Consider the following 18,235-nt stretch of genomic DNA (forward strand, 5'->3'; position numbering starts at 1 on the left):
AACGAGTGTGCAAGGGACGTCGTACTAGGCGGAAATCTTCATAGACCTCAACAATAGCAGCTGTGGTGCAAAACACAAGGGCTCTAGCTAAAATTCATCTCTTGCTGGAACCAGAGGCCTGCAAGAGACAGACGCCAGATTAGAAGCGGCGGAAGAACTTACCCTGGGTGAGCTCCTCGAAGCCCGGTAGTGGCGTGGCGGACGCGATACCAGGGGCGGTTTGCTCGGCCGCGAGATCGATAGCGTTAGCAACGAGCAGGTCGTGGGCTCGGTCTGCTTCGTCGCCGGTGCCGTTCGTGGCGACGATGAGCTCGGGGATGTCCTCGGGGTCGAAGGGGGTGAGCCAGGTGGCATCGTCAAGCGGGTCAGCGCCCGGATCCCCAAGGAAGGCTGGGCCCTTGGCGGCGGCGGGGTAGTAGCGCAGGAGCGCGGCCCCCACGGGCTCTACAGTTGGGTCCTCGTTGGCGGCAAGGGGCAAGGCGATGACGCCGCCATCAACGATGGGGGACCAGTCCGCGATATGGGAAGGGAAGAGGCCCGCAAGGTAGTCGCGGTCCTCTTCCTTGGCCAAGCGAACACCAAGAGAAGAATCAGTCATTCTTCCAGGCTAGCTGGCGCGGCTACTTAATTTCCAGCAGCTGCGCGCCCTTGGTGGTGGACGAGCCGGCCTCGACCGCCAGCCCGGTTACTGTGCCGGACTTGTGGGCCTTGACGGGGTTTTCCATCTTCATGGCCTCAAGGACCATGACGATATCGCCCTCTTCTACCTCTTGGCCCTCTTCCACGTTGACCTTGATGACCGTGCCCTGCATCGGTGCGGTCACGGCATCGCCGGACACCGCAGACTTGGTGCCGGCACCCTTGCGCTTTTTCCGCTTGCGCGCGCCGGTAATGCCAAAGGTGGCGGGCAATGCTACCTCGATGCGGCGGCCGTCGATTTCCACGGTGTGGACCTGCGAGGCCTCGGGCGCGCCGGCTTCCGCATCGGTGGAATCATCGTGCGGCGTCAGCTGGTTATCCCACGCCTCCTCGATCCACTTGGTGTAGACATCGAAGGAACCATTTTCCGCGGTAAAGGCGGGATCTGCAACGATGGCTCTGTCAAAGGGCAGCACGGTGGGCAGGCCCTCAACCTGGTATTCATCCAGGGCTCGGGCGGAGCGCCGCAGGGCGGTTTCGCGGTCCGAACCCCAGACAATGAGCTTGGCCAGCATGGAATCGAATTGCCCGCCGATGACGGAGCCCTCGACGACGCCCGAGTCCACGCGGACGCCCGGCCCAGCGGGCTCGGAGTACTTGACGATGGTCCCGGGAGCGGGCATGAAGTCGGCCGCGGCGTCTTCGCCGTTGATGCGGAACTCAAAGGCATGCCCGCGCGGTGCTGGATCCTCACTGAGCGAAAGCTTTTCGCCTTGGGCAATCCGGAACTGCTCGCGCACGAGGTCCAGCCCGGTGGTTTCCTCCGAAACGGGGTGCTCCACCTGCAGGCGGGTATTGACCTCGAGGAAGGAAATCAGGCCATCGGCGCTGACCAAATACTCCACGGTGCCGGCACCGCAGTAGTCAGCCTCGCGGCAAATGCGCTTGGCGGACTCGTGGATGGAGGCGCGCTGCTCGTCGCTCAGGAAAGGCGCCGGCGCTTCTTCTACGAGCTTTTGGAAGCGGCGCTGCAGAGAGCAATCGCGCGTGCCGACGACCACCACATTGCCGTGCTTATCTGCCAAAACCTGGGCCTCCACGTGGCGGGCCTTATCGAGGTAGCGCTCGACAAAGCACTCGCCGCGGCCAAAGGCAGTGGTGGCCTCGCGGGTCGCGGATTCAAATAGCTCCGGAATCTCTTCAGCGGTGTGCGCGACCTTCATGCCGCGGCCGCCGCCGCCAAACGCCGCCTTGATGGCTACGGGCAAGCCGTGCTCATCCGCAAAGGCCTTGACCTCATCCGCGTTGGCCACCGGATCCTTGGTGCCAGGGGCCATGGGAGCTTCGGCGCGCTCGGCGATGTGGCGGGCCGTGACCTTATCTCCCAAAGCGCGGATGGATTGGGGAGGCGGGCCAATCCAGGTCAGGCCAGCATCGATAACTGCCTGGGCAAAATCGGCATTTTCGGACAAGAAACCATAGCCGGGGTGGATGGCATCCGCGCCGGACTTAGCGGCGGCATCCAGAATCTTGTCAAAGACAAGATAAGAATCAGCAGAGGTAGAACCGCCGAGGGCAAAAGCTTCATCGGCCAGCGTGACGAAGGGTGCCTGCGCGTCCGGCTCGGCATAAACGGCGACGGAGGAGATCCCGGCATCGCGAGCAGCACGAATAACGCGTACGGCGATCTCACCTCGGTTCGCTACGAGAACCTTGGAGATCTTCTTGGTTTCTACTGCCACGGCAGTAACCTCCTGAATACACTTCGTTTACTACGGGATCTATTGTTGCACACCAAAATATAAAGTCGTCCGTTTGGCAATGATTGTTACGTTTAAACAAAAATAAACCCACATCGCTGTGATGTGGGTAATTATTGGCCGGACGAAAATCTACTTTTCAATCGGCATATTGACCATGTTGCCCCACTCAGACCATGACCCATCGTAGACCTGCGCCTTTTTAAAGTCCAAAAGGTAAGTGAGCACGAACCACGTGAACGCGGCCTGCGCTCCTAGGTGGGAATACAAAATGGTGTGGGTATCAGGTTCCAGCATGCCGTAGTTGACCTTCAGGTCATCAACGTTGCGGAAACAGGAGTTGGGGTAGGTTGCGCGATCCCATTCCAAGTTGATCGCACCCGGAATGTGCCCGTGGCACATGGTGGTGCCATAAGGCGAGTTTCCATTGGGGTCGAACTCTGTCGCTTCACCTGCGAATTCTTCCGGCGGCCGGGTATCAACCAGGGAGCCGGTTGCCTCGTGTACGTCGGCGACAAAGGCGCGCAGGAGGGAGTCGTCCCGGGTTACCTCTGGATAGTTGGATTCGGGGAATTCTGGGACCATGAAGGAGGTATCGCGCTCTTCTGACATCCACGCATCGCGTCCGCCATCGAGGAGGCGGACGTCTTTGTGGCCAAAGAGGGTAAATACCCATAGTGCGTAGGCCGCCCACCAATTGGACTTATCGCCGTACAGGACAACGGTATCGTCTTCGTGGATGCCCTTTTCCCGCATCAAGCGGGTAAATTCCTCACCGTTGATAAAGTCGCGCGTGAGCGAGCTTATTAGCTCGGTGCGGAAGTTGATCCGCGTCGCCGTGGGAATGTGCCCGATATCGTACAAAAGAGAGTCTTCATCGACCTCGATAACGCGTAACCCTTTAATGCCTAGGCGCGCGGACAGCCACGGAGCGGAAACAAGCCGCTCTGGGTGCGCATATTGCTGGAATGGGGGATAGGGGTCTACGTCTGTCACTGCCCGCCTACCTTTCTAATAAACCTATTTTTTCGCTCCCACTACTTTAACTCGAATTTTCTCGATTTATCACATTGGAATAGTGAAAGTGGTTTTCCATACATAACGTGCGTGGAATGAATTGACTCGGTAGGGGCCGCGACGTTGCGAAGGGGTGAGCTGCGTCAGAGATGGATAAATTTTGGGTTGACGCTGTAACCTGCTTAGTGGCCCCGCGAATTAGTGGCGTGGGACACTTTCCTACCTACCCTGACTACAACTAAAAGGACCAGATAATGGCTGAAAACGACCGCAACTCTGACGCCCCTCAAAGCTTTACACCCCGTGATTTTTCGGAACAACCCCGTCAGAACACTGAAACTCCTGAGTCCGCCGTTCCTAAACCACAGAACGATCAGGCGCAGAAAAATGGTGGACAGGAGCCTCGTGCGCAGGAGGCCAAAGAACCTAGTACGTCTGCTGAGAATGCAGCTTCAACTCCAGGCGGCGATCAGCCTGTAGATGCTGGTTCGGATAAGTCCAGCCCCCAGGATTCCCAATCGTCCGCAGCAGATGCAGAATCCGCATCGCAGGACCATAAATCTGCTACTGATTCGGAGCCCTCGTCCGCAAACTCGGCAGAAAACAACCGCCGGCCTGCTAATGATGCTGGGCCAGACGCCGGGTGGGGCACGGGACAACAATCACAGGAGGCATCGGCTGCAGGCGGGTACAACCCGGAGGCAGGTTCTCACCCAAATTTTGGTCAACCCCCTCAGGGCACTGAGGCCCCTCAAAGCTATGGGCGAGTAGCTGGACAGAACAAACGTGGATTCGGTGCAGCTATGAGGGGCCTGGGGAATAAAAAAGGCCTCTTAGGTGGGCTTTGGGAATTTGAATTTAAAGATTTCATGACTCTGACCCATGTGAAGGCGATCTATGTCGACGCTATGGTGCTGGGCGGAGTTTGGTGGGCTCTCCACGTTCTAGTGGCATTTATTCTAGGGACCATCGTCGGTATAGATGGAATTTCGGAGGGCGAGTTTGGATACGTTCTCCTCAGCTTTATCGGATTCATCGTCCTCGTCCTGCTAGCTACTGTGGTTTTTTATGCTGGGATGGTGATCACAAGGCTCGCCTTGGAAGCGTTAGTGGCAAACGTGCGCACAGCGCAAAACACCGGAGACCTATTGGACAAGGAGTCTTAGGATAAAGACTGGGCACTATGAATTGTGCCTGAAACTCCTATAGATAATGACCCCGCGGCAATCCGCGGGGTCATTTTTATGTGGTGCGCGAAGACGAATGGAAGACGGCAACTCCTATGGCCTAGCCATAAGAACCGAGCATGAACGTCATGTGCTCATTCAAAGCCTTATTGAAAAGGTCAATATCGCCAGAGACTGGTTCCACCGAGTCACCATCAACCTGGAGGCGCACTGTGTGATGCGCGGTGATCCCCGCGGACGTAGTAATTGAGCGCTCTCCCCACGTGAAGTCGACTGCATCGTCTGAGACGCGGCTGACCTTATCAACCGAGTCAAACATGGTGACTTCATTCACGGGCTCTCCATGGACGTATAGGGCCAGTGCATGGCCGACCGATGCTGCGTTATTGTTGGGGCCATTTTTGTCCCCCACCTCACCGTTGAAAGTAATCCAACTGATGGGCGCACAGGGATCGTAGGAGTTGTCGATATCCGCGATCCAAAAGTTGAAGTCATCACCTCTATCAGAGGGCATGCGCCCGGGCGCGGTGCCAGATGCATAGGCTTCCCGGGGATCGTTTGGTAGATCCGCGCATTCGGAATCGGTGGAAGAATCCTTGCCCTTATTATCGTTGGGTTGTTCCGGGGCTTCTTCAGTGGGCGTTTCGGTTACCGTGTGGGTCTGCCCCGAGGTTTCTGGGCTGTGGGTAGAAAATTCGGATTGGGACGAAGCTGAATTAGATTCCTGATCGCCCGAGCCACACGCCGCCAAGCTAAGCAGCAGGGCCGCAGCGAGGAGCGTTATTGCGGCCTTGGAACTTAAGCAGCGGGATATATTTCTAGCAAACATACTTAATCGAGGAGCTGAGAGACGCTATCGGGGTCGGCATCGGAAAGCATCTGGCGAATGCGGTCGTATTCATCGTCCTCGCCGATGGCCTTGGCGGCACGTCCAAGGGCTGCAATGGCGCGCAGGACACCCTGGTTGGGCTCGTGGGAGAAGGGGACCGGGCCCCATCCCTTCCAGCCATTGCCGCGCAGGCGGTCTAAGCTGCGGTGGTAGCCGGTGCGGGCGTAGGCATAAGCGGTGATGTACTCGTTGGGATCCGCGCCCTCTAGCTTGTCGAGCTCCTGCTCCGCGAGCATGGCCCACAGCAACGGGGAATCCGGGTGGTCTACGATGCCGGCCGCAGGCGCGGCCGCGTCCTGAGCGCCGGGATCAGCGGGCAATTTAATCGGTTCTGGGGCAAGCATGTCTTTCATTTCCATAAGACACACTCTAGCGATGCTCGTGCGGGCCTACCAGAAATCAGAAACGCTGAGCCCAAAAGAGTAAAGCGCGCGGCGCACCACCGGCAGGGACAGCCCGATGACAGAAGAGGGATCGCCGTCGATGCTATCGATAAACCAGCCGCCCATGGCCTCCAAGGTAAACGCGCCCGCGCACTCCAAGGGCTCGCCGCTGCGAGCGTAGGCCTCGATATCGGTGGCAGAAGCCTCTGCGAACCGGATGGTCGTGGTAGAGGTTTCCACGTGGCGTTGCGTGCCAAAAATCAGGCAATGGCCGGTAAGTAGCTGCGCGGTGCGCCCAGCCTGTTGGTGCCAACGCTCGATTGTGGCATCGACGGTGTGCGGTTTGCCCTGCAACTGGCCATCCAATAGCAGCATGGAATCGCCGCCAATAACCGGCTCGTCGGGGTACCGGCAAGCGACCTTTTCGGCCTTGGCGGTGGCAAGCTTTGCCACGGTATCGGCAGGCGAGTGCCCCGCCAACTGGGTTTCCAGGGCGCGCTCGTCAATATCGGCGGGCTCGAGCACCGGTTCCACGCCGGCCGCGCGCAGGATGGCGGCGCGCGAGGGGGACTGCGAGGCCAAAATGAGGCGCATTAGTAATACCGCACGGTGTGGAAGGCAGATGGATTAAAGACGCGCTGCGCGCCGTAGTGGTCGAAGCGCTCACCGGGCCTGCCCCAGTGGTTGCGATCCCCAAAGGCACCGGAGTGGTCCTTTTGCATCTGCTTGAGCACCGTCGAGAGCGCGGCGGCCTCTTCTTCCGTGGGGTTTCCCTTCAGGACTTTGATTTCGGGTTCAGACATCTTTTCCTAAACAGTTCCGTGCTTCTTGGGTACCTGGGCCACGACCTTGCGCTCTAGCAGGCGCAGGCCTTCAACCAGGTAGTGGCGGGTAGCGGAAGGCTCGATGACATTATCGGCCAGTCCGCGCTCGGCGGCAGCGTAGGGGTGCAAGAAAAGCTCGTCCATTTCTTCCTGCTTATCCTCATCTCCGTAGATGGTCAGCGCGGTCTGGGCTGCCTCGGCGACGGCGATTTCCGCGGTCGGCCAGGCATAGACCAGATCCGCGCCCAGATCCTTGGATCCCATAAACGCGTAGGCCGGGCCAATGGCCTTGCGGGTGACCACCGTAAGCTTGCCGACGCTCGCTTCCGCCTGTGCATACGCAAACCCCGCCGCCCGGCGCAGGAGACCGGCCTTTTCTTCTGCCGGGGTGGCAACGAAACCGGGCGAGTCCACGAACTCAATGATTGGGGTATTAAAGGCATCGCACAGACGCACAAAGCGTGCCGCCTTTTCCGCCGCGGCCGAATCCAGCGCGCCGTCCAGCGCTAGCGGCTGGTTGGCGACGATACCCACGGCGCGGCCATCCACGAAGGCAAAGCCCGTGATGATATTGGGCGCGGCCTCGGCCGAAAGCTCAAAGAAGGAGCCCTTATCGACGACCGCGTTGACCACCTCACGCATGTCATAGGCATCCGCTGCCGAATCCGGGATGACGGAATCCAGATCGAATTCGGTGACCTCGCGCGTATCGATGCGCGTTGCCTCGGCGCGGTTATTGGCCGGCAGGTAAGCCAGTACGTCGCGGACCAAGTCGAGAGCTGCCTGCTCGCTCGGGGCGCTGATCTGCGCGGTGCCCGACTTCGCGTGGACTGCGGCACCACCAAAGGTTTCCGGTTCCGCTTCGGCGACATCGCTGCCTGCTTGGTGCAGGCTGGTGCCGTGGGTGACAATGAGGACATCGGCAAGCGTGGGCGCAAATGCCGCAATGCCGCTGGTATCCCCGGCCACCACGGAGATCTGCGGGATAAGACCTGAGGCCTCGGTCGCGCGGGCGAGGATGCGGGCGTAGCCAGCAAGTGTGACGATGCCCTCTTGCGCGCGCGGGCCGGTGGAATCATAGATGCCGACGATGGGCACGCCGGTTTTCAGCGCAAGGTCATAGACCTTGGTGAGCTTTTCCGCATAAACCTCACCCATCGTGCCGTCAAAGACGGTGGCATCCTGGCTGAAAATGCACACGCGGCGCCCGTCGATGGTGCCGTAACCGGTGACGATGCCATCGGTGTACGGGCGATCGTGCTCGCGGCCAAAGTCGGTGGAGCGGTGGCGGGCCAGTGCATCGGTTTCTACAAAGGAACCCTCATCTAGCAGCTGATTCACGCGAGTGCGGGCGGCTGGCTCGCCTTCCCCCAACGGCGCGCGGGACTCGGCGAGCTTGTTGTCCAGGTCCTCAATTTTGCCAGCGGTGGTCTTCAGGTCAGTCATAGGCGCTGAGTGTACTAGTGGAAGGCCAAAGATGCGGAAATTGTGCAGTTTGGGCATCGTCACAGGGGTCGGTGTCGGAGCGCTATCGGTGCGGCATCAGCGCAACCGGAGTACCTGCCAGACATTAGGAAATATTAGCTCCCCTTTATAGGGGTAAGGGTGAAATGTGATGTGCAGCGTTCGTTACCGGTAAGGGGCGTTTTCCCACCGTATCGACGATAAATGTCATAAAGAGAGATAGCCGTAACTGTTGAGGAGCTATAACGAAGAGCTTAATATCGGCTGTGTCTTCATGAATTATTTCTCGTATCCTTAAACAACCACAAGGACGGTCTTCTGGTGATTTCAAAGGGACTGCGACTTGTCGCGCCGCTTGCCATCGCGACACTTCTCGCGCCCGCGGCACATGCGCGCGATATTCCCCCGATGCCACAGGCATATCCCATTACCAACCTCTATAAAAGCTGCAGCGCCGCCGGAGATAACACCGAACGCGAATGGCGGTTTGCTGAAACAGGCCGTCGCTACATGAGCGACGGAACCTTGCAATTCAAAAACACCACCGACCAGGAGGTGCCGTACACCGCCGAGGTAGAAACCGGCACCAACCACGAAATTGACGCCAACTCCAAGGCCAAGTTGCCCTCTGGTTGGGACACCACCGCCAAATCCGATATTGGCCTAAAAATGGCCAATGGCTGGCGAGATAAAGAAACCTTCGGGCCCGTCAAACTCAAGCCGGGCGAATCCTTCCGCGTGGAATACGGCGTGGTGGAAAAGGACTTTATTTCCATGTTCGTCGGCTGCAATGATGACCGCCTCGAAAACATTCCCGGCGCCAACGTCATCCGCGGTAAAGCCCCAGCAGAGCGCTATGCCTTTGCCTATATCATCAAGGCTGATGGATCCGTATCGGACTTGGCAATGGAAATTCCGTCTCGTTCCGGCAGCACTAACTCTAAGCCCATCGAAGGTAACTACACTGCGGTTTCCGGACCCAGCTTGGAAAAGATCGCTGATCCGAGCAAAGACGAGATCATGCAACCAGCCGCCGAACCCCAACGCGATCCTGCGTGGCCCAAGGAAGGCGAAAAGTGCGAGGCCAACGATAACTCCTGGTATCCGCTGGATATCACGGCGGTGAAACCCACCTTCCGCAAACCCGGTTATTCCACCGACTTCCTCAACTGGTCTCAGGGTGACTATGAATTCGCGCCGGTAACGGACTTCGTAGTTGGTGCCCAGCACGATCCATATACCAATTGGCGAGGCAATAGGGGCGATATTCCCCAGGGCTGGCTCGAGTCGGTCGGCGCCATCAAGCGTGCCTATATGCCGGTTGGTACTGAGCTCAAACACGTAAACCTTGCGCCCGGAGAGCGCGTTCGCGTGGAATACGGCACCACCATGACCCGTATCAACTATCGCGAGGTGCACTGCGGAAAATCCGGCAAGTACGACCTTACTTCGAACTATAAACAGACCACCGCCCCGAGCGGTTTCTGGGCCGAAGCCACAATCACTTCCAAAGACGGTAGTACCCGCACCGTAGACGTCACCCCTGACGAATACCGCGATCTGCCCGTACCCACCCAAACCATCTACTAACTACCTGCTAGGAGTACATCTCATGCGCATTTCCAAGATTGCGTCCACCACCGCGGCTTTAGCCGTTGCCACCGGCGTATTCGCTGCCCCAGCCGCCAATGCATTGCCGCAGCGCGACCTGGGCCCAGCAAACCCCACCACGATTGGCGAGCGCTGCGCCAATCCTGGCGATACCGGCCAGACCATTGATATTAAGCGCACCTATTTCGACGGTTCCGCCGGCACCTGGACCGTTTCCAACTACAACGATGAGCCACTTCCAGTCACCCGTTCCATCAAGGAAACCAAGACCAAGTCTTGGGACGTTTCTGCTGGTGTGGACTTTAAGTTGTTGGATCTGATTCACTTCACCTTCTCCTCCAGCTACACCTCTAGCCAGACCTACGAGGTAGGCGAGCAGGTCGGCCCATACGATATTGCTCCGGGTAAGACTGCCGTGCTGAAGGCTGGCTGGGTAGTCTCTGACTTCGAGGGTCAAAAGACCGTGTGCGGTTCCGACCACACCTGGCAGGCCAATGGCGGTAAGTTTACCGCAACTCTGCCCAAGGAACGCCACGTCGCGGTCTCCACCCGTGATAACAACGATTGGGGTTAAACCTTGAAGGCTAAGACCATCGCTAGTGCAATCGCAGCGCTGAGCTTGGTGGCCGTTCCAGTAGCCCACGCCTCTGACTTCGGCGGAGACTTTGAACTGCCCCAGCGCTGGAACGATGACTATAAGCCCGGCACGCATTGCGCAACGCCGGGGGAGAACTCCACCTATGTCACCGCGAAGCGCCGCTGGTTCAAGCAAACTGATGCCGCCAGCGTGGCCAACCACAATGCTGAGCCGGTGCCGGTCAAACACACCGTATCCAAAGCGCGGACAGAAACCGTTGAGGTTTCCGGCTCCGTGCAGGGAGAGGGAGATTTGGCCAAGATCCTGACCAAGACCTACGGCTTCAACTACGTCAGCGAACAGCACTGGAAGATTAACCAGGTAGTTGGGCCATATACTTTGCCTGCAAATTCCCAAGGCAAGTTGGTGTGGGGCTTTACCATGCTGGATACCGATGGCCAGGATGTGCGCTGCAACCGAGACCAAGTATGGGAAACGGTAGGAAAACCATATTCGGCCACTGTCCCTGAAGCTCGCTATTCCGAGCTGCGCTTAGAAGACGCTCCGGACTGGAGTTAATTCATCAGGAAATGAGCCCACCCGCACCCTATGCATCGGGGTGTGGAGCTGGGCTCTTTTTGGCAGCTACGGTGCCTTATTAGAAGTGCATCCTCTGAAGTGCATCCTCCAAAGTGCAGGTTCCTCTGCAACATTTGAGGAAGATTTGCGATATCTGAGGGCCGGGTTTGCTCAGTTATCGCAGTGGAGGATGCACAAATGGCAAAGCCGGGCCCATCCACCGGCATGGCTGGCTGTGCAGTGGCTATGCAGGGCCGAAGGCGGCCGCTTTAAGCCGGCAACCACGCATACCCGTAAGGCCCAAGCTCAACGGGGCCTAGGTCAACGGAGCGGTCGCTGAAATTGTGCAGGCACAGCAGGTCGCCGCGCTGGTAACCGAGCACGCTTTCCTTACCGGTTTCCACCGGCTCGCAGGGTGCTGTACCCAGCTCGGGGTGCGCGTGGCGCTCCGTGATCATGGTGCGCACGCTGTGCAGCAGGGAAGTGGCATCATTGAGCTGCGATTCCACGGACGTGCCGCCGACAATAGGCAGCCGCGCCGGGGTGCGGGCACTAAAGCCCGCGGTTTCGCTATCGTCCCACTGCATAGGGGTGCGAACGGCATAGCGATCCGGCAAAGAGGTGTCATCGAGCATGCCAATTTCATCGCCGTAATAAATAAAGGGCGCACCCGGCAGGGTCATCAGTAGCGAAAACATCAGCTCCACCTTGCGGCGGTCCCCGCCCATGAGCGGCATGAGCCGCCTGGCGATGCCCACATGCGCCCGCATGCCTTCTTCTGGCAGGTAGGTCTGATACATCAGCTCGCGGACGTCATCGTCGACCATTTCCAAGGTCAACTCGTCATGGTTGCGCAGGAAGGTACCCCACTGGCACCCCTCGGGCAGCGGCGGTAGCTGGTTGAGGATGTCGTAGACGGGGGTGGCATCGCCAAGCGCGAGCGCCTGGTACAGCCGGGGCATGACCGGGAAGTTGAAGACCATGTGGAAGCGATTGCCGGAGCCGTAGTACTCCATGGTCTCCTTGGGAGGCTGGTTGGCCTCCGCAATGAGGACGGCCTCGGGATAGTGGGTATCCATAAAGGCGCGAATCTTTTCCACGAACTCCACCGTCTCCGGCAGGGACTCGCCGCCGAGCTCATCGCGCTCGAAGAGGTACGCGATGGCATCGAGGCGCAGGCCGTCGAGGCCCTTGTCCATCCAGAAGGACAAGATATTAAAGACCTCATCCTGCACGTCCGGGTTATCGTAATTGAGATCCGGCTGGTGGGAGTAGAAGCGGTGGAAATAGTACTGCTGGCGCTTATCATCCCAGGTCCAGTTGGAGGTTTCAACGTCGGTGAAAATGACGCGAATTTCGGGGTAGCGCTCGGGGTCATCGCCCCAGACGTAGAAATCCCCAAACGGGCCATCCGGGTCGGAGCGCGAGGCTTGGAACCACGGGTGATCGGAGCTGGTGTGGTTGAGCGCCAGGTCCGTCATGATGCGCATATCGCGACGGTGCAATTCCTCAACCAGTTCCTCGAAATCCGCCATCGTGCCGTAATCGGGGTGGATAGAGTAATAATCGGCGATATCGTAGCCGTCATCGCGCAGCGGCGAGGCATAAAACGGCGAGAGCCAGAGGCAGTCCACGCCCAACCACTGGAGGTAATCCAGCTTGTCGATGACCCCGCGCAGTGTACCGATCCCCTTATTCTCGGCCTCGTTATTGCCGGAGTCCTTAAACGAGCCCACCAGGGCTTGGTAGAAGACGGTGTTGTGGTGCCAGCTCATTGCAGATCCTTTCTTTTTGCCCGCCACGCAAAGTACGTCAGTGCGCACAGCACGCCGGCCACCAGGCTGGGCCATACGGCGGGAGAGTCTTCAAATAAGTTCACTACGGCTTGGATGACCGCAAGGCACGCGAAGAAGCCGAGGAATCCGAGGAGCGAATCCCACAGCAGGGACCGGCGCATTAGGCCTTGACACCTCCTGCGGTAAGCCCGGCGACGATGCGGTGCTGGAAAATGAGCACCATGATGATAAGCGGAATGGTCACCAATGCACCAGCCGCCATGGTTGCGGCATAAGGGTACTCGAAGGCCGAGGGGCCAGAGAAACGGGCGATGGCCACCGTGACCGGCTCGGTGCCCGTCGTGGACAGCTGCTTGGCCAGCATGAATTCATTCCACGTGGTGATAAAGGCAATGATCGCGGTGGTAAAGAGCGCCGGGGCGGCCAGCGGCAGGAGGATGAGCCGAAAGGCCTGGGCGCGGGACGCGCCATCCACGCGGGCGGCCTCCTCAAGCTCCCAGGGCAGCTGCCGGAAGAAGCTGAGCAGGGTATAGACCGTCAGCGGCAGGGCGAAGGAGATATTCGGGATGATCATCGCGCGGTAGGTGCCGATCCATTCCAGGCGCCCAAAGAGCTGGAAGAGCGGGGTAACCAGCGCGATGGCGGGAAACATGGAGGCTGCCAGGATGATGCCGGTGACGATACCCTTGCCGGGGAAGTCATAGCGGGAGAGCGCATACGCGGTAAATACGCCGACTAAAACGGCTACCGCGGTGGTCGCGAGAGAGATGAACAGCGAATTGCCCAGCGCGCCGAGGAAGTCATTGCCCTTGTCCGTCGCGAGGGCATCGCGGAAATTATCGAGCGTGATATGCGTTGGCCAGGGCGTGGTATCGAAGGTGAATTCCTGGCTGCGCAGGGCGGTGACCACCATCCAATAAAAGGGCGCAAGGCCCCAGAACATGATGAAGATAATGCCCGCGTAGTGTCCGAATTTACGCATTACTTTGCACCCTTTCTGCCGGAGACATCCGCGCCGAGGAAGCGGATGAGGATGAAGGCGACGAAGAAGATGAGCAAGAAGATAAGGGTGGATAGCGCCGAGGCGGAATTGAAGTTACCTTGGCGCATATCTTCCACCACCAGCTGGGAAATGGTGGCGGTAGGGGAGTTAGACGAGCTCGAAATCATGATGACGGGAAGGTCATACATGCGCAGCGCATCCAGGGTGCGGAAGAGCACGGCCACCATCAGGGCTGGGCGCACCAGCGGCAGGGTGATGCGGAAGAAGGTTTGGATGCGGTTGGCGCCATCGACGCGGGCGGCATCGTAGACGTCCTTGGGGATCATCTGCAGGCCGGCCAGGATGAGCAGCGCCATAAATGGCGCGGTCTTCCACACGTCTGCGATGATAACGGCAAAGCGCGCATAAAACGGGTCCGTGGTCCAGGCGATATTCGTACCAAGCAAGGAATTGACGATGCCCTCTGGGGCGAACATGAACTGCCACAGCTTGGCCGTCACGGCGGTAGGAATGGCCCAGGGGATGAGCACGGCGGCGCGCACCAAGCCGCGGCCGCGGTACTCGCCGTTCATGATGATGGCCATGAACATGCCGAGGATGGTCTCCAAAGCGACGGTGACCACGGTGAAAAACAGCGTGATTTTTACGGCGGGCCAGAAGTCGGTGGCGATAACACCGGGCGGGCACGTCGTGATTTCCCCCGCACCGGAAACACAGCGGTTATTGATCCAGTACAGGTAATTGTCTAGGCCGGCAAAACCGCCTTCTTCAAAGATGCCCGTTTTGGGGTTCAGCTGCCGGTTTCCCTGGAAAGACAGGATGACCGCGCGCACGATGGGATAGCCGATGATGATGCCCAGCACGATGAGCGCTGGGGCGATCAGCGCGGCGGGCCGCCCGAAATTGGCTAACCTGCTGGAGCTAGGGGTGCGCTTGGGTTTCTTCGATGATGAGTGCGTCTGTTGCGTCGGCGAAGTGGTGACCACGGTTATTCGCCTTTCTGGTTCAGATAATTTCTGGTGCGCTAGATTCTATCCCCAACTAGGGTGGGAAAACCACAAAGGGTGAGGCTATGGCGTATGCGCCTTCCTCACCCATTTGTGCACTAGCGGTTCGCTATGTATTTCTCAGTTTTATGCATGCTCCCTGCTCGTGGGATACGAGGGGCAGGGAGCGTATCTTTAACCCTGCGAAGCAGAGTCGATGGCCGCCTTCATATCGGAGGTGGCATCTTCGACGGACTTGCCATCGGTCAGCGCGGCATAAGCGTTGTCCTGGATGGCCTTAGAGATGGCGGAGTAGAACGGCGATACTGGGCGCGGTGCGGCGTTTTCCAGGGATTCCTTCAGCGCTGGCAGGTAGGGGAATTCCTCCTGCAGCTGCGGGTCATCGTAGATGGAGGAAAGAACCGGCGGGAAGGACTGCTCAGCAAAGGACTTCTGGTTTTCCTCATTGATGATGAAGTTCATGAAGTCCAGGGCGGTGCCCTTGTTCTTGGAATTGATGTTGATGCCGTTGTTGTAGCCGCCCAAAGTGGATACGCCAACGCCGTCCTTGCCCAGCGGTGCCTGGACCTCGACGTCGATGCCGGCATCGACCGCGTTGGTGTACATGTAGGGCCAGTTCACTGCGAAGGCGGTCTTGCCCTCGGTGAAGGCCATGTTGGTCTCTTCCTCGGTGGCGGCGGTGGAGTCCTTGGAGATGATTTCGTCTTCATAAGCATCCACCATGGCCTGCAGGCCTTCCTGGGCTTCCTTTGAGTCGACGGTGGCATTGCCGTCATCGTCAAGCACCGAGCCGCCCCAGCCCTCTATGAAGCCGGCGGTATTAAGAGCCAAGCCCTCGTACTGCTTGAGCTGCGTGGTCAGGCACTTTTTGCCGTCTTCCAGTGCCTTGCAGGCGGATTCGAGGTCGGCGAATTTCTCCGGGGTAGCGTCCGCGAGTTCAGTATTGCGGAACAGGAGCTGGCCATTGGTGTTTTGCGGGAGCGCATACAGCACGTCATTGTAGGTTGCGGATTCCACGGTGGCCGGCAAGAGCTCCGAGGTATCGGTCTCGAAGTCACCGTTGAGCGGCTGGAGCCACTGGTTGGCGGCGAATTCCGCGGTCCAGACCACGTCGAGGGCCATGACATCGTAGTCATCATTGCCGGCCTGGAGGGACTGCACGAGGGTCTCGCGCTGGGCATCTGCCTCGCCCGCGAGCTCCTTGAGCGTGACCTTTTCATCCGGATTTTCTTCATTCCACTTATCGATGATGGGAGTGATCTTATCCGTGTCGTTCTTGCCCATGGCAAAGGTGATGGGGCCGTGGGAGTCAGCGCCGGAACCGGAACCGGATGCGGAGCCATCTGCGTTATCTGCACCGTCGTCAGACGTGGAGCAGCCGGCTAGTGCCAGTACTGCCGTGGTGGCGACTGTGGTGCGAATGAAGTACTTCTTCATGGGGAATTCACCTTTCAGAAAGCTTGGGTGTTCCTTAAAAATAATTTACAAACACCGCGCGCAGAATAGATTTTGATTATTCACCTCTAAACGGGGGTGCTTTAAGAGGTAGCGATGCGCTGCCCGGTCTCTGGATCGAAGCGGTGTGCGGCGCTTTCATCAAAGGTCAATACAACCTCCTCGCCGCGCTGTGGCGGGGTGCCTTCGCAGCGCGCAACGAAACGCTCGCCACCCACCGTGGCGTAAACGAAGGATTCGGAACCCAATTCTTCAACTAGGTCGACCACGCCGCGCAGGCCCTCAGCGCCCTCATTGAGGTGCATGTTTTCCGGGCGCACGCCCAGGCGCTCGCCGTTGTGGTCAAAGATATTCATTGCAGGCGATCCGATAAAGCCAGCGACGAATTCGTTGGCTGGCTCCGCATAAAGCTCACGCGGTGGGGCAACCTGCTGCAATACGCCATCTTTTAACACCGCTACCCGGTGCCCCAGCGTCATCGCCTCGACCTGGTCGTGGGTGACATAGACCGTGGTGGTCCCAAGCCGCTGCTGCAGGCTCGCAAGCTCGGTACGAGTCTGCACGCGCAGCTTCGCATCCAGGTTAGAAAGCGGTTCATCCATGAGGAAGGCCTTAGGATTGCGCACGATGGCACGGCCCATGGCCACGCGCTGGCGCTGACCACCCGATAGGTCCTTGGGCTTGCGCTTGAGGAACTCGCTTAGGCCCAGCATGTCTGCTGCATCCTGGACCTTTTGCTTGATTTCAGCCTTCGAGAGCTTGGCCAGTTTGAGCGAAAAGCCCATGTTTTCTTCCACCGAAAGGTGCGGGTAGAGCGCATAATTTTGAAAAACCATCGCAATATCGCGATCGCCCGGTTCAAGGCCCGTGACATCCGCATCATCGATGAGAATCCGGCCACTAGAAATTGGTTCAAGGCCGGCCAGCGCGCGCAGCGTCGTGGACTTGCCGCAGCCAGACGGTCCCACCAAGACGAGGAACTCGCCGTCCGCGATTTCTAGGTCCAATTCCTTCACTGTGGGCGCCGCCGCGCCGGGGTAGGTGATATTTACCTTTTCAAAAGTGACCTTTGCCATGCGCAACACACTAGCACCACCGGCGGGCGGTATCTTGGAATCTATGACTGCACTTGATAAGCACCGCATCCGCACCGCCCTGGCAGAGGACTTCAGCACCATCGATTTTGTGGATCAGACCGGTTCCACCAATACCGACCTGATGCAGGCCACCAACGTTGCCGATGGCACCGTGCTGCTTGCCGATGAGCAGCTATCCGGCAAGGGCCGCCTCGGCCGGGCGTGGACGGCGCCCGCCGGATCCCAGGTGATCTTTTCCGTGCTGCTCTTGCCCGATTCCCTCGATTACTTGGGCACGCTTCCGCTGGCTGCGGGCCTGGCCGTGACCGATTCCATCGAGGGTTCCGTGCTCAAGTGGCCGAATGACGTGCATATAGATGGCAATAAACTCTGCGGCATCCTTGCCGAGGCCGGTCCGGTGGGCCAAGCCTTCAAGTCCGCTCCGAAGACCGAGCTCAACAAGACAGAACTCAATAAGACTGAGTTGAACAAGGCTGAGGTCAACAAAGCAGAAGTCAATAAAGCCGAGGTAAATAAGACCGTCGGCGGGCAGGCACCCTCCGCGCGCGTGGTCGTGGGTATGGGCATTAATGTCACACTCACCCGCGAGGAATTACCCATCGAAAGGGCCACCTCGCTGGCGCTTGAAGGCCGCGATACCGACCGCACCGAGCTGGCTATTACCGTGCTGAAAAACCTGCGCCGCCGCATTACGCAGTGGGAAAACCAGGATCCGCAGCTTATGCAGGATTACCGCGCGGTGTGCTCATCCATTGACCAGGAGGTGCGGTTGGAGACCCCGACTGGCGATGTCATCGGCCGCGTCGAGGGCATCGGCGATGACGGCCGCATTAACGTCGCGGGCGAGTACTACTCCGCCGGCGACGTGACGCATCTGCGCCCGGCACGATAGGTACTGCGCGGCGGGTGCTGCGGAGTCCGCGTGGTCTGAGCAGCACGGCCTCGCA

At 58.8% G+C, this 18,235-nt stretch carries 19 protein-coding genes; 5 read left to right on the top strand and 14 right to left on the bottom strand.

What is annotated here, in order from left to right; translation table 11 throughout:
* Positions 1 to 139: 139 nt before the first annotated feature.
* The 3 genes from ACLI1Q_RS02860 to ACLI1Q_RS02870 form a co-directional block, all read right to left on the bottom strand.
* A complete protein-coding gene (locus tag ACLI1Q_RS02860) occupies positions 140 to 598 on the bottom strand; it encodes a hypothetical protein (RefSeq protein ID WP_239275604.1) in 459 nt (152 codons plus the stop codon).
* A gap of 22 nt (positions 599 to 620) precedes the next feature.
* Entirely contained in the window at positions 621 to 2,381 is a 1,761-nt protein-coding gene (locus ACLI1Q_RS02865) for an acetyl/propionyl/methylcrotonyl-CoA carboxylase subunit alpha (RefSeq protein ID WP_239275602.1), read from the bottom strand.
* 150 nt (positions 2,382 to 2,531) lie between these two features.
* Complete coding sequence (locus ACLI1Q_RS02870) at positions 2,532 to 3,395, bottom strand: sulfurtransferase (RefSeq protein WP_411697065.1); 864 nt, start codon at positions 3,393 to 3,395, stop codon at positions 2,532 to 2,534.
* Between the two features lie 275 nt (positions 3,396 to 3,670).
* Here ACLI1Q_RS02870 and ACLI1Q_RS02875 point away from each other — a divergent pair, with 275 nt between their 5' ends.
* Positions 3,671 to 4,582, top strand: a complete 912-nt coding sequence (locus ACLI1Q_RS02875) for a DUF4282 domain-containing protein (protein ID WP_411697066.1) — start codon at positions 3,671 to 3,673, stop codon at positions 4,580 to 4,582.
* A gap of 121 nt (positions 4,583 to 4,703) precedes the next feature.
* Here ACLI1Q_RS02875 and ACLI1Q_RS02880 read toward each other — a convergent pair whose 3' ends face one another.
* From ACLI1Q_RS02880 to ACLI1Q_RS02900, 5 genes are read right to left on the bottom strand one after another with little or no spacing between them, the layout of a single operon-like run.
* Positions 4,704 to 5,432, bottom strand: coding sequence for an LppP/LprE family lipoprotein (locus tag ACLI1Q_RS02880; protein ID WP_239269347.1), 729 nt, complete (start codon positions 5,430 to 5,432; stop codon positions 4,704 to 4,706).
* 2 nt (positions 5,433 to 5,434) lie between these two features.
* Complete coding sequence (locus ACLI1Q_RS02885; RefSeq protein ID WP_239269348.1) at positions 5,435 to 5,851, bottom strand: DUF3151 domain-containing protein; 417 nt, start codon at positions 5,849 to 5,851, stop codon at positions 5,435 to 5,437.
* Positions 5,852 to 5,881: 30 nt separating this feature from the next.
* Positions 5,882 to 6,469: a Maf family protein gene (locus ACLI1Q_RS02890; RefSeq protein WP_239269349.1), complete on the bottom strand. Its 588-nt coding sequence runs from the start codon at positions 6,467 to 6,469 to the stop codon at positions 5,882 to 5,884.
* A complete protein-coding gene (locus tag ACLI1Q_RS02895) occupies positions 6,469 to 6,678 on the bottom strand; it encodes an acyl-CoA carboxylase subunit epsilon (protein ID WP_239269350.1) in 210 nt (69 codons plus the stop codon). The genes ACLI1Q_RS02890 and ACLI1Q_RS02895 overlap by 1 nt, the downstream gene beginning before the upstream one ends.
* Before the next feature lie 6 nt (positions 6,679 to 6,684).
* The gene (locus tag ACLI1Q_RS02900) at positions 6,685 to 8,145 is read right to left on the bottom strand and encodes an acyl-CoA carboxylase subunit beta (protein WP_239269351.1); all 1,461 of its coding nucleotides are present in this window, start codon (positions 8,143 to 8,145) and stop codon (positions 6,685 to 6,687) included.
* Positions 8,146 to 8,484: 339 nt separating this feature from the next.
* Between ACLI1Q_RS02900 and ACLI1Q_RS02905 the strand changes: the two genes are divergently transcribed.
* The 3 genes from ACLI1Q_RS02905 to ACLI1Q_RS02915 are packed head-to-tail and all read left to right on the top strand — an operon-like array spanning position 8,485 to position 10,930.
* Positions 8,485 to 9,753 carry a hypothetical protein gene (locus ACLI1Q_RS02905; RefSeq protein WP_239269352.1) on the top strand — a complete coding sequence of 423 codons (1,269 nt, stop codon included), beginning with the start codon at positions 8,485 to 8,487 and terminating at the stop codon, positions 9,751 to 9,753.
* Between the two features lie 22 nt (positions 9,754 to 9,775).
* Positions 9,776 to 10,348 carry a hypothetical protein gene (locus ACLI1Q_RS02910; protein ID WP_239269353.1) on the top strand — a complete coding sequence of 191 codons (573 nt, stop codon included), beginning with the start codon at positions 9,776 to 9,778 and terminating at the stop codon, positions 10,346 to 10,348.
* Positions 10,349 to 10,351: 3 nt separating this feature from the next.
* Positions 10,352 to 10,930 (top strand): hypothetical protein, encoded by a 579-nt coding sequence (locus ACLI1Q_RS02915; RefSeq protein WP_239269354.1) that lies wholly within the window; start codon positions 10,352 to 10,354, stop codon positions 10,928 to 10,930.
* A gap of 269 nt (positions 10,931 to 11,199) precedes the next feature.
* Here ACLI1Q_RS02915 and ACLI1Q_RS02920 read toward each other — a convergent pair whose 3' ends face one another.
* The 6 genes from ACLI1Q_RS02920 to ACLI1Q_RS02945 all read right to left on the bottom strand — a co-directional run bounded on the left by ACLI1Q_RS02920 (position 11,200) and on the right by ACLI1Q_RS02945 (position 17,267).
* On the bottom strand, positions 11,200 to 12,705 hold the full coding sequence (locus ACLI1Q_RS02920) for an alpha-amylase family protein (protein ID WP_411697067.1): 1,506 nt from the start codon (positions 12,703 to 12,705) through the stop codon (positions 11,200 to 11,202).
* Positions 12,702 to 12,887 (bottom strand): hypothetical protein, encoded by a 186-nt coding sequence (locus ACLI1Q_RS02925; protein WP_239269356.1) that lies wholly within the window; start codon positions 12,885 to 12,887, stop codon positions 12,702 to 12,704. Before ACLI1Q_RS02925 ends, ACLI1Q_RS02920 begins: the two co-directional genes overlap by 4 nt.
* Entirely contained in the window at positions 12,887 to 13,708 is an 822-nt protein-coding gene (locus ACLI1Q_RS02930; protein WP_023016855.1) for a carbohydrate ABC transporter permease, read from the bottom strand. Before ACLI1Q_RS02930 ends, ACLI1Q_RS02925 begins: the two co-directional genes overlap by 1 nt.
* Positions 13,708 to 14,613: a carbohydrate ABC transporter permease gene (locus ACLI1Q_RS02935; RefSeq protein ID WP_232207994.1), complete on the bottom strand. Its 906-nt coding sequence runs from the start codon at positions 14,611 to 14,613 to the stop codon at positions 13,708 to 13,710. Before ACLI1Q_RS02935 ends, ACLI1Q_RS02930 begins: the two co-directional genes overlap by 1 nt.
* Before the next feature lie 297 nt (positions 14,614 to 14,910).
* Positions 14,911 to 16,173: an ABC transporter substrate-binding protein gene (locus ACLI1Q_RS02940; RefSeq protein ID WP_239269357.1), complete on the bottom strand. Its 1,263-nt coding sequence runs from the start codon at positions 16,171 to 16,173 to the stop codon at positions 14,911 to 14,913.
* A 101-nt stretch (positions 16,174 to 16,274) separates the two neighbouring features.
* Positions 16,275 to 17,267, bottom strand: a complete 993-nt coding sequence (locus ACLI1Q_RS02945) for an ABC transporter ATP-binding protein (RefSeq protein WP_239269358.1) — start codon at positions 17,265 to 17,267, stop codon at positions 16,275 to 16,277.
* A gap of 43 nt (positions 17,268 to 17,310) precedes the next feature.
* Here ACLI1Q_RS02945 and ACLI1Q_RS02950 point away from each other — a divergent pair, with 43 nt between their 5' ends.
* Positions 17,311 to 18,180, top strand: coding sequence for a biotin--[acetyl-CoA-carboxylase] ligase (locus ACLI1Q_RS02950; RefSeq protein ID WP_239269359.1), 870 nt, complete (start codon positions 17,311 to 17,313; stop codon positions 18,178 to 18,180).
* Positions 18,181 to 18,235 lie beyond the last annotated feature (55 nt).

Origin of the sequence: Corynebacterium limaceinasi (assembly GCF_046717465.1) — a bacterium.
Lineage (GTDB): Bacteria > Actinomycetota > Actinomycetes > Mycobacteriales > Mycobacteriaceae > Corynebacterium.

Excerpts from the sequence above, each read along its gene's own strand:
- ACLI1Q_RS02860 (WP_239275604.1), bottom strand. The coding sequence starts at position 598 with ATGACTGATTCTTCTCTTGGTGTTCGCTTGGCCAAGGAAGAGGACCGC.
- ACLI1Q_RS02875 (WP_411697066.1), top strand. The coding sequence starts at position 3,671 with ATGGCTGAAAACGACCGCAACTCTGACGCCCCTCAAAGCTTTACACCC.
- ACLI1Q_RS02880 (WP_239269347.1), bottom strand. The coding sequence starts at position 5,432 with ATGTTTGCTAGAAATATATCCCGCTGCTTAAGTTCCAAGGCCGCAATA.
- ACLI1Q_RS02885 (WP_239269348.1), bottom strand. The coding sequence starts at position 5,851 with ATGGAAATGAAAGACATGCTTGCCCCAGAACCGATTAAATTGCCCGCT.
- ACLI1Q_RS02890 (WP_239269349.1), bottom strand. The coding sequence starts at position 6,469 with ATGCGCCTCATTTTGGCCTCGCAGTCCCCCTCGCGCGCCGCCATCCTG.
- ACLI1Q_RS02895 (WP_239269350.1), bottom strand. The coding sequence starts at position 6,678 with ATGTCTGAACCCGAAATCAAAGTCCTGAAGGGAAACCCCACGGAAGAA.
- ACLI1Q_RS02900 (WP_239269351.1), bottom strand. The coding sequence starts at position 8,145 with ATGACTGACCTGAAGACCACCGCTGGCAAAATTGAGGACCTGGACAAC.
- ACLI1Q_RS02910 (WP_239269353.1), top strand. The coding sequence starts at position 9,776 with ATGCGCATTTCCAAGATTGCGTCCACCACCGCGGCTTTAGCCGTTGCC.
- ACLI1Q_RS02920 (WP_411697067.1), bottom strand. The coding sequence starts at position 12,705 with ATGAGCTGGCACCACAACACCGTCTTCTACCAAGCCCTGGTGGGCTCG.
- ACLI1Q_RS02925 (WP_239269356.1), bottom strand. The coding sequence starts at position 12,887 with ATGCGCCGGTCCCTGCTGTGGGATTCGCTCCTCGGATTCCTCGGCTTC.
- ACLI1Q_RS02930 (WP_023016855.1), bottom strand. The coding sequence starts at position 13,708 with ATGCGTAAATTCGGACACTACGCGGGCATTATCTTCATCATGTTCTGG.
- ACLI1Q_RS02940 (WP_239269357.1), bottom strand. The coding sequence starts at position 16,173 with ATGAAGAAGTACTTCATTCGCACCACAGTCGCCACCACGGCAGTACTG.
- ACLI1Q_RS02945 (WP_239269358.1), bottom strand. The coding sequence starts at position 17,267 with ATGGCAAAGGTCACTTTTGAAAAGGTAAATATCACCTACCCCGGCGCG.
- ACLI1Q_RS02950 (WP_239269359.1), top strand. The coding sequence starts at position 17,311 with ATGACTGCACTTGATAAGCACCGCATCCGCACCGCCCTGGCAGAGGAC.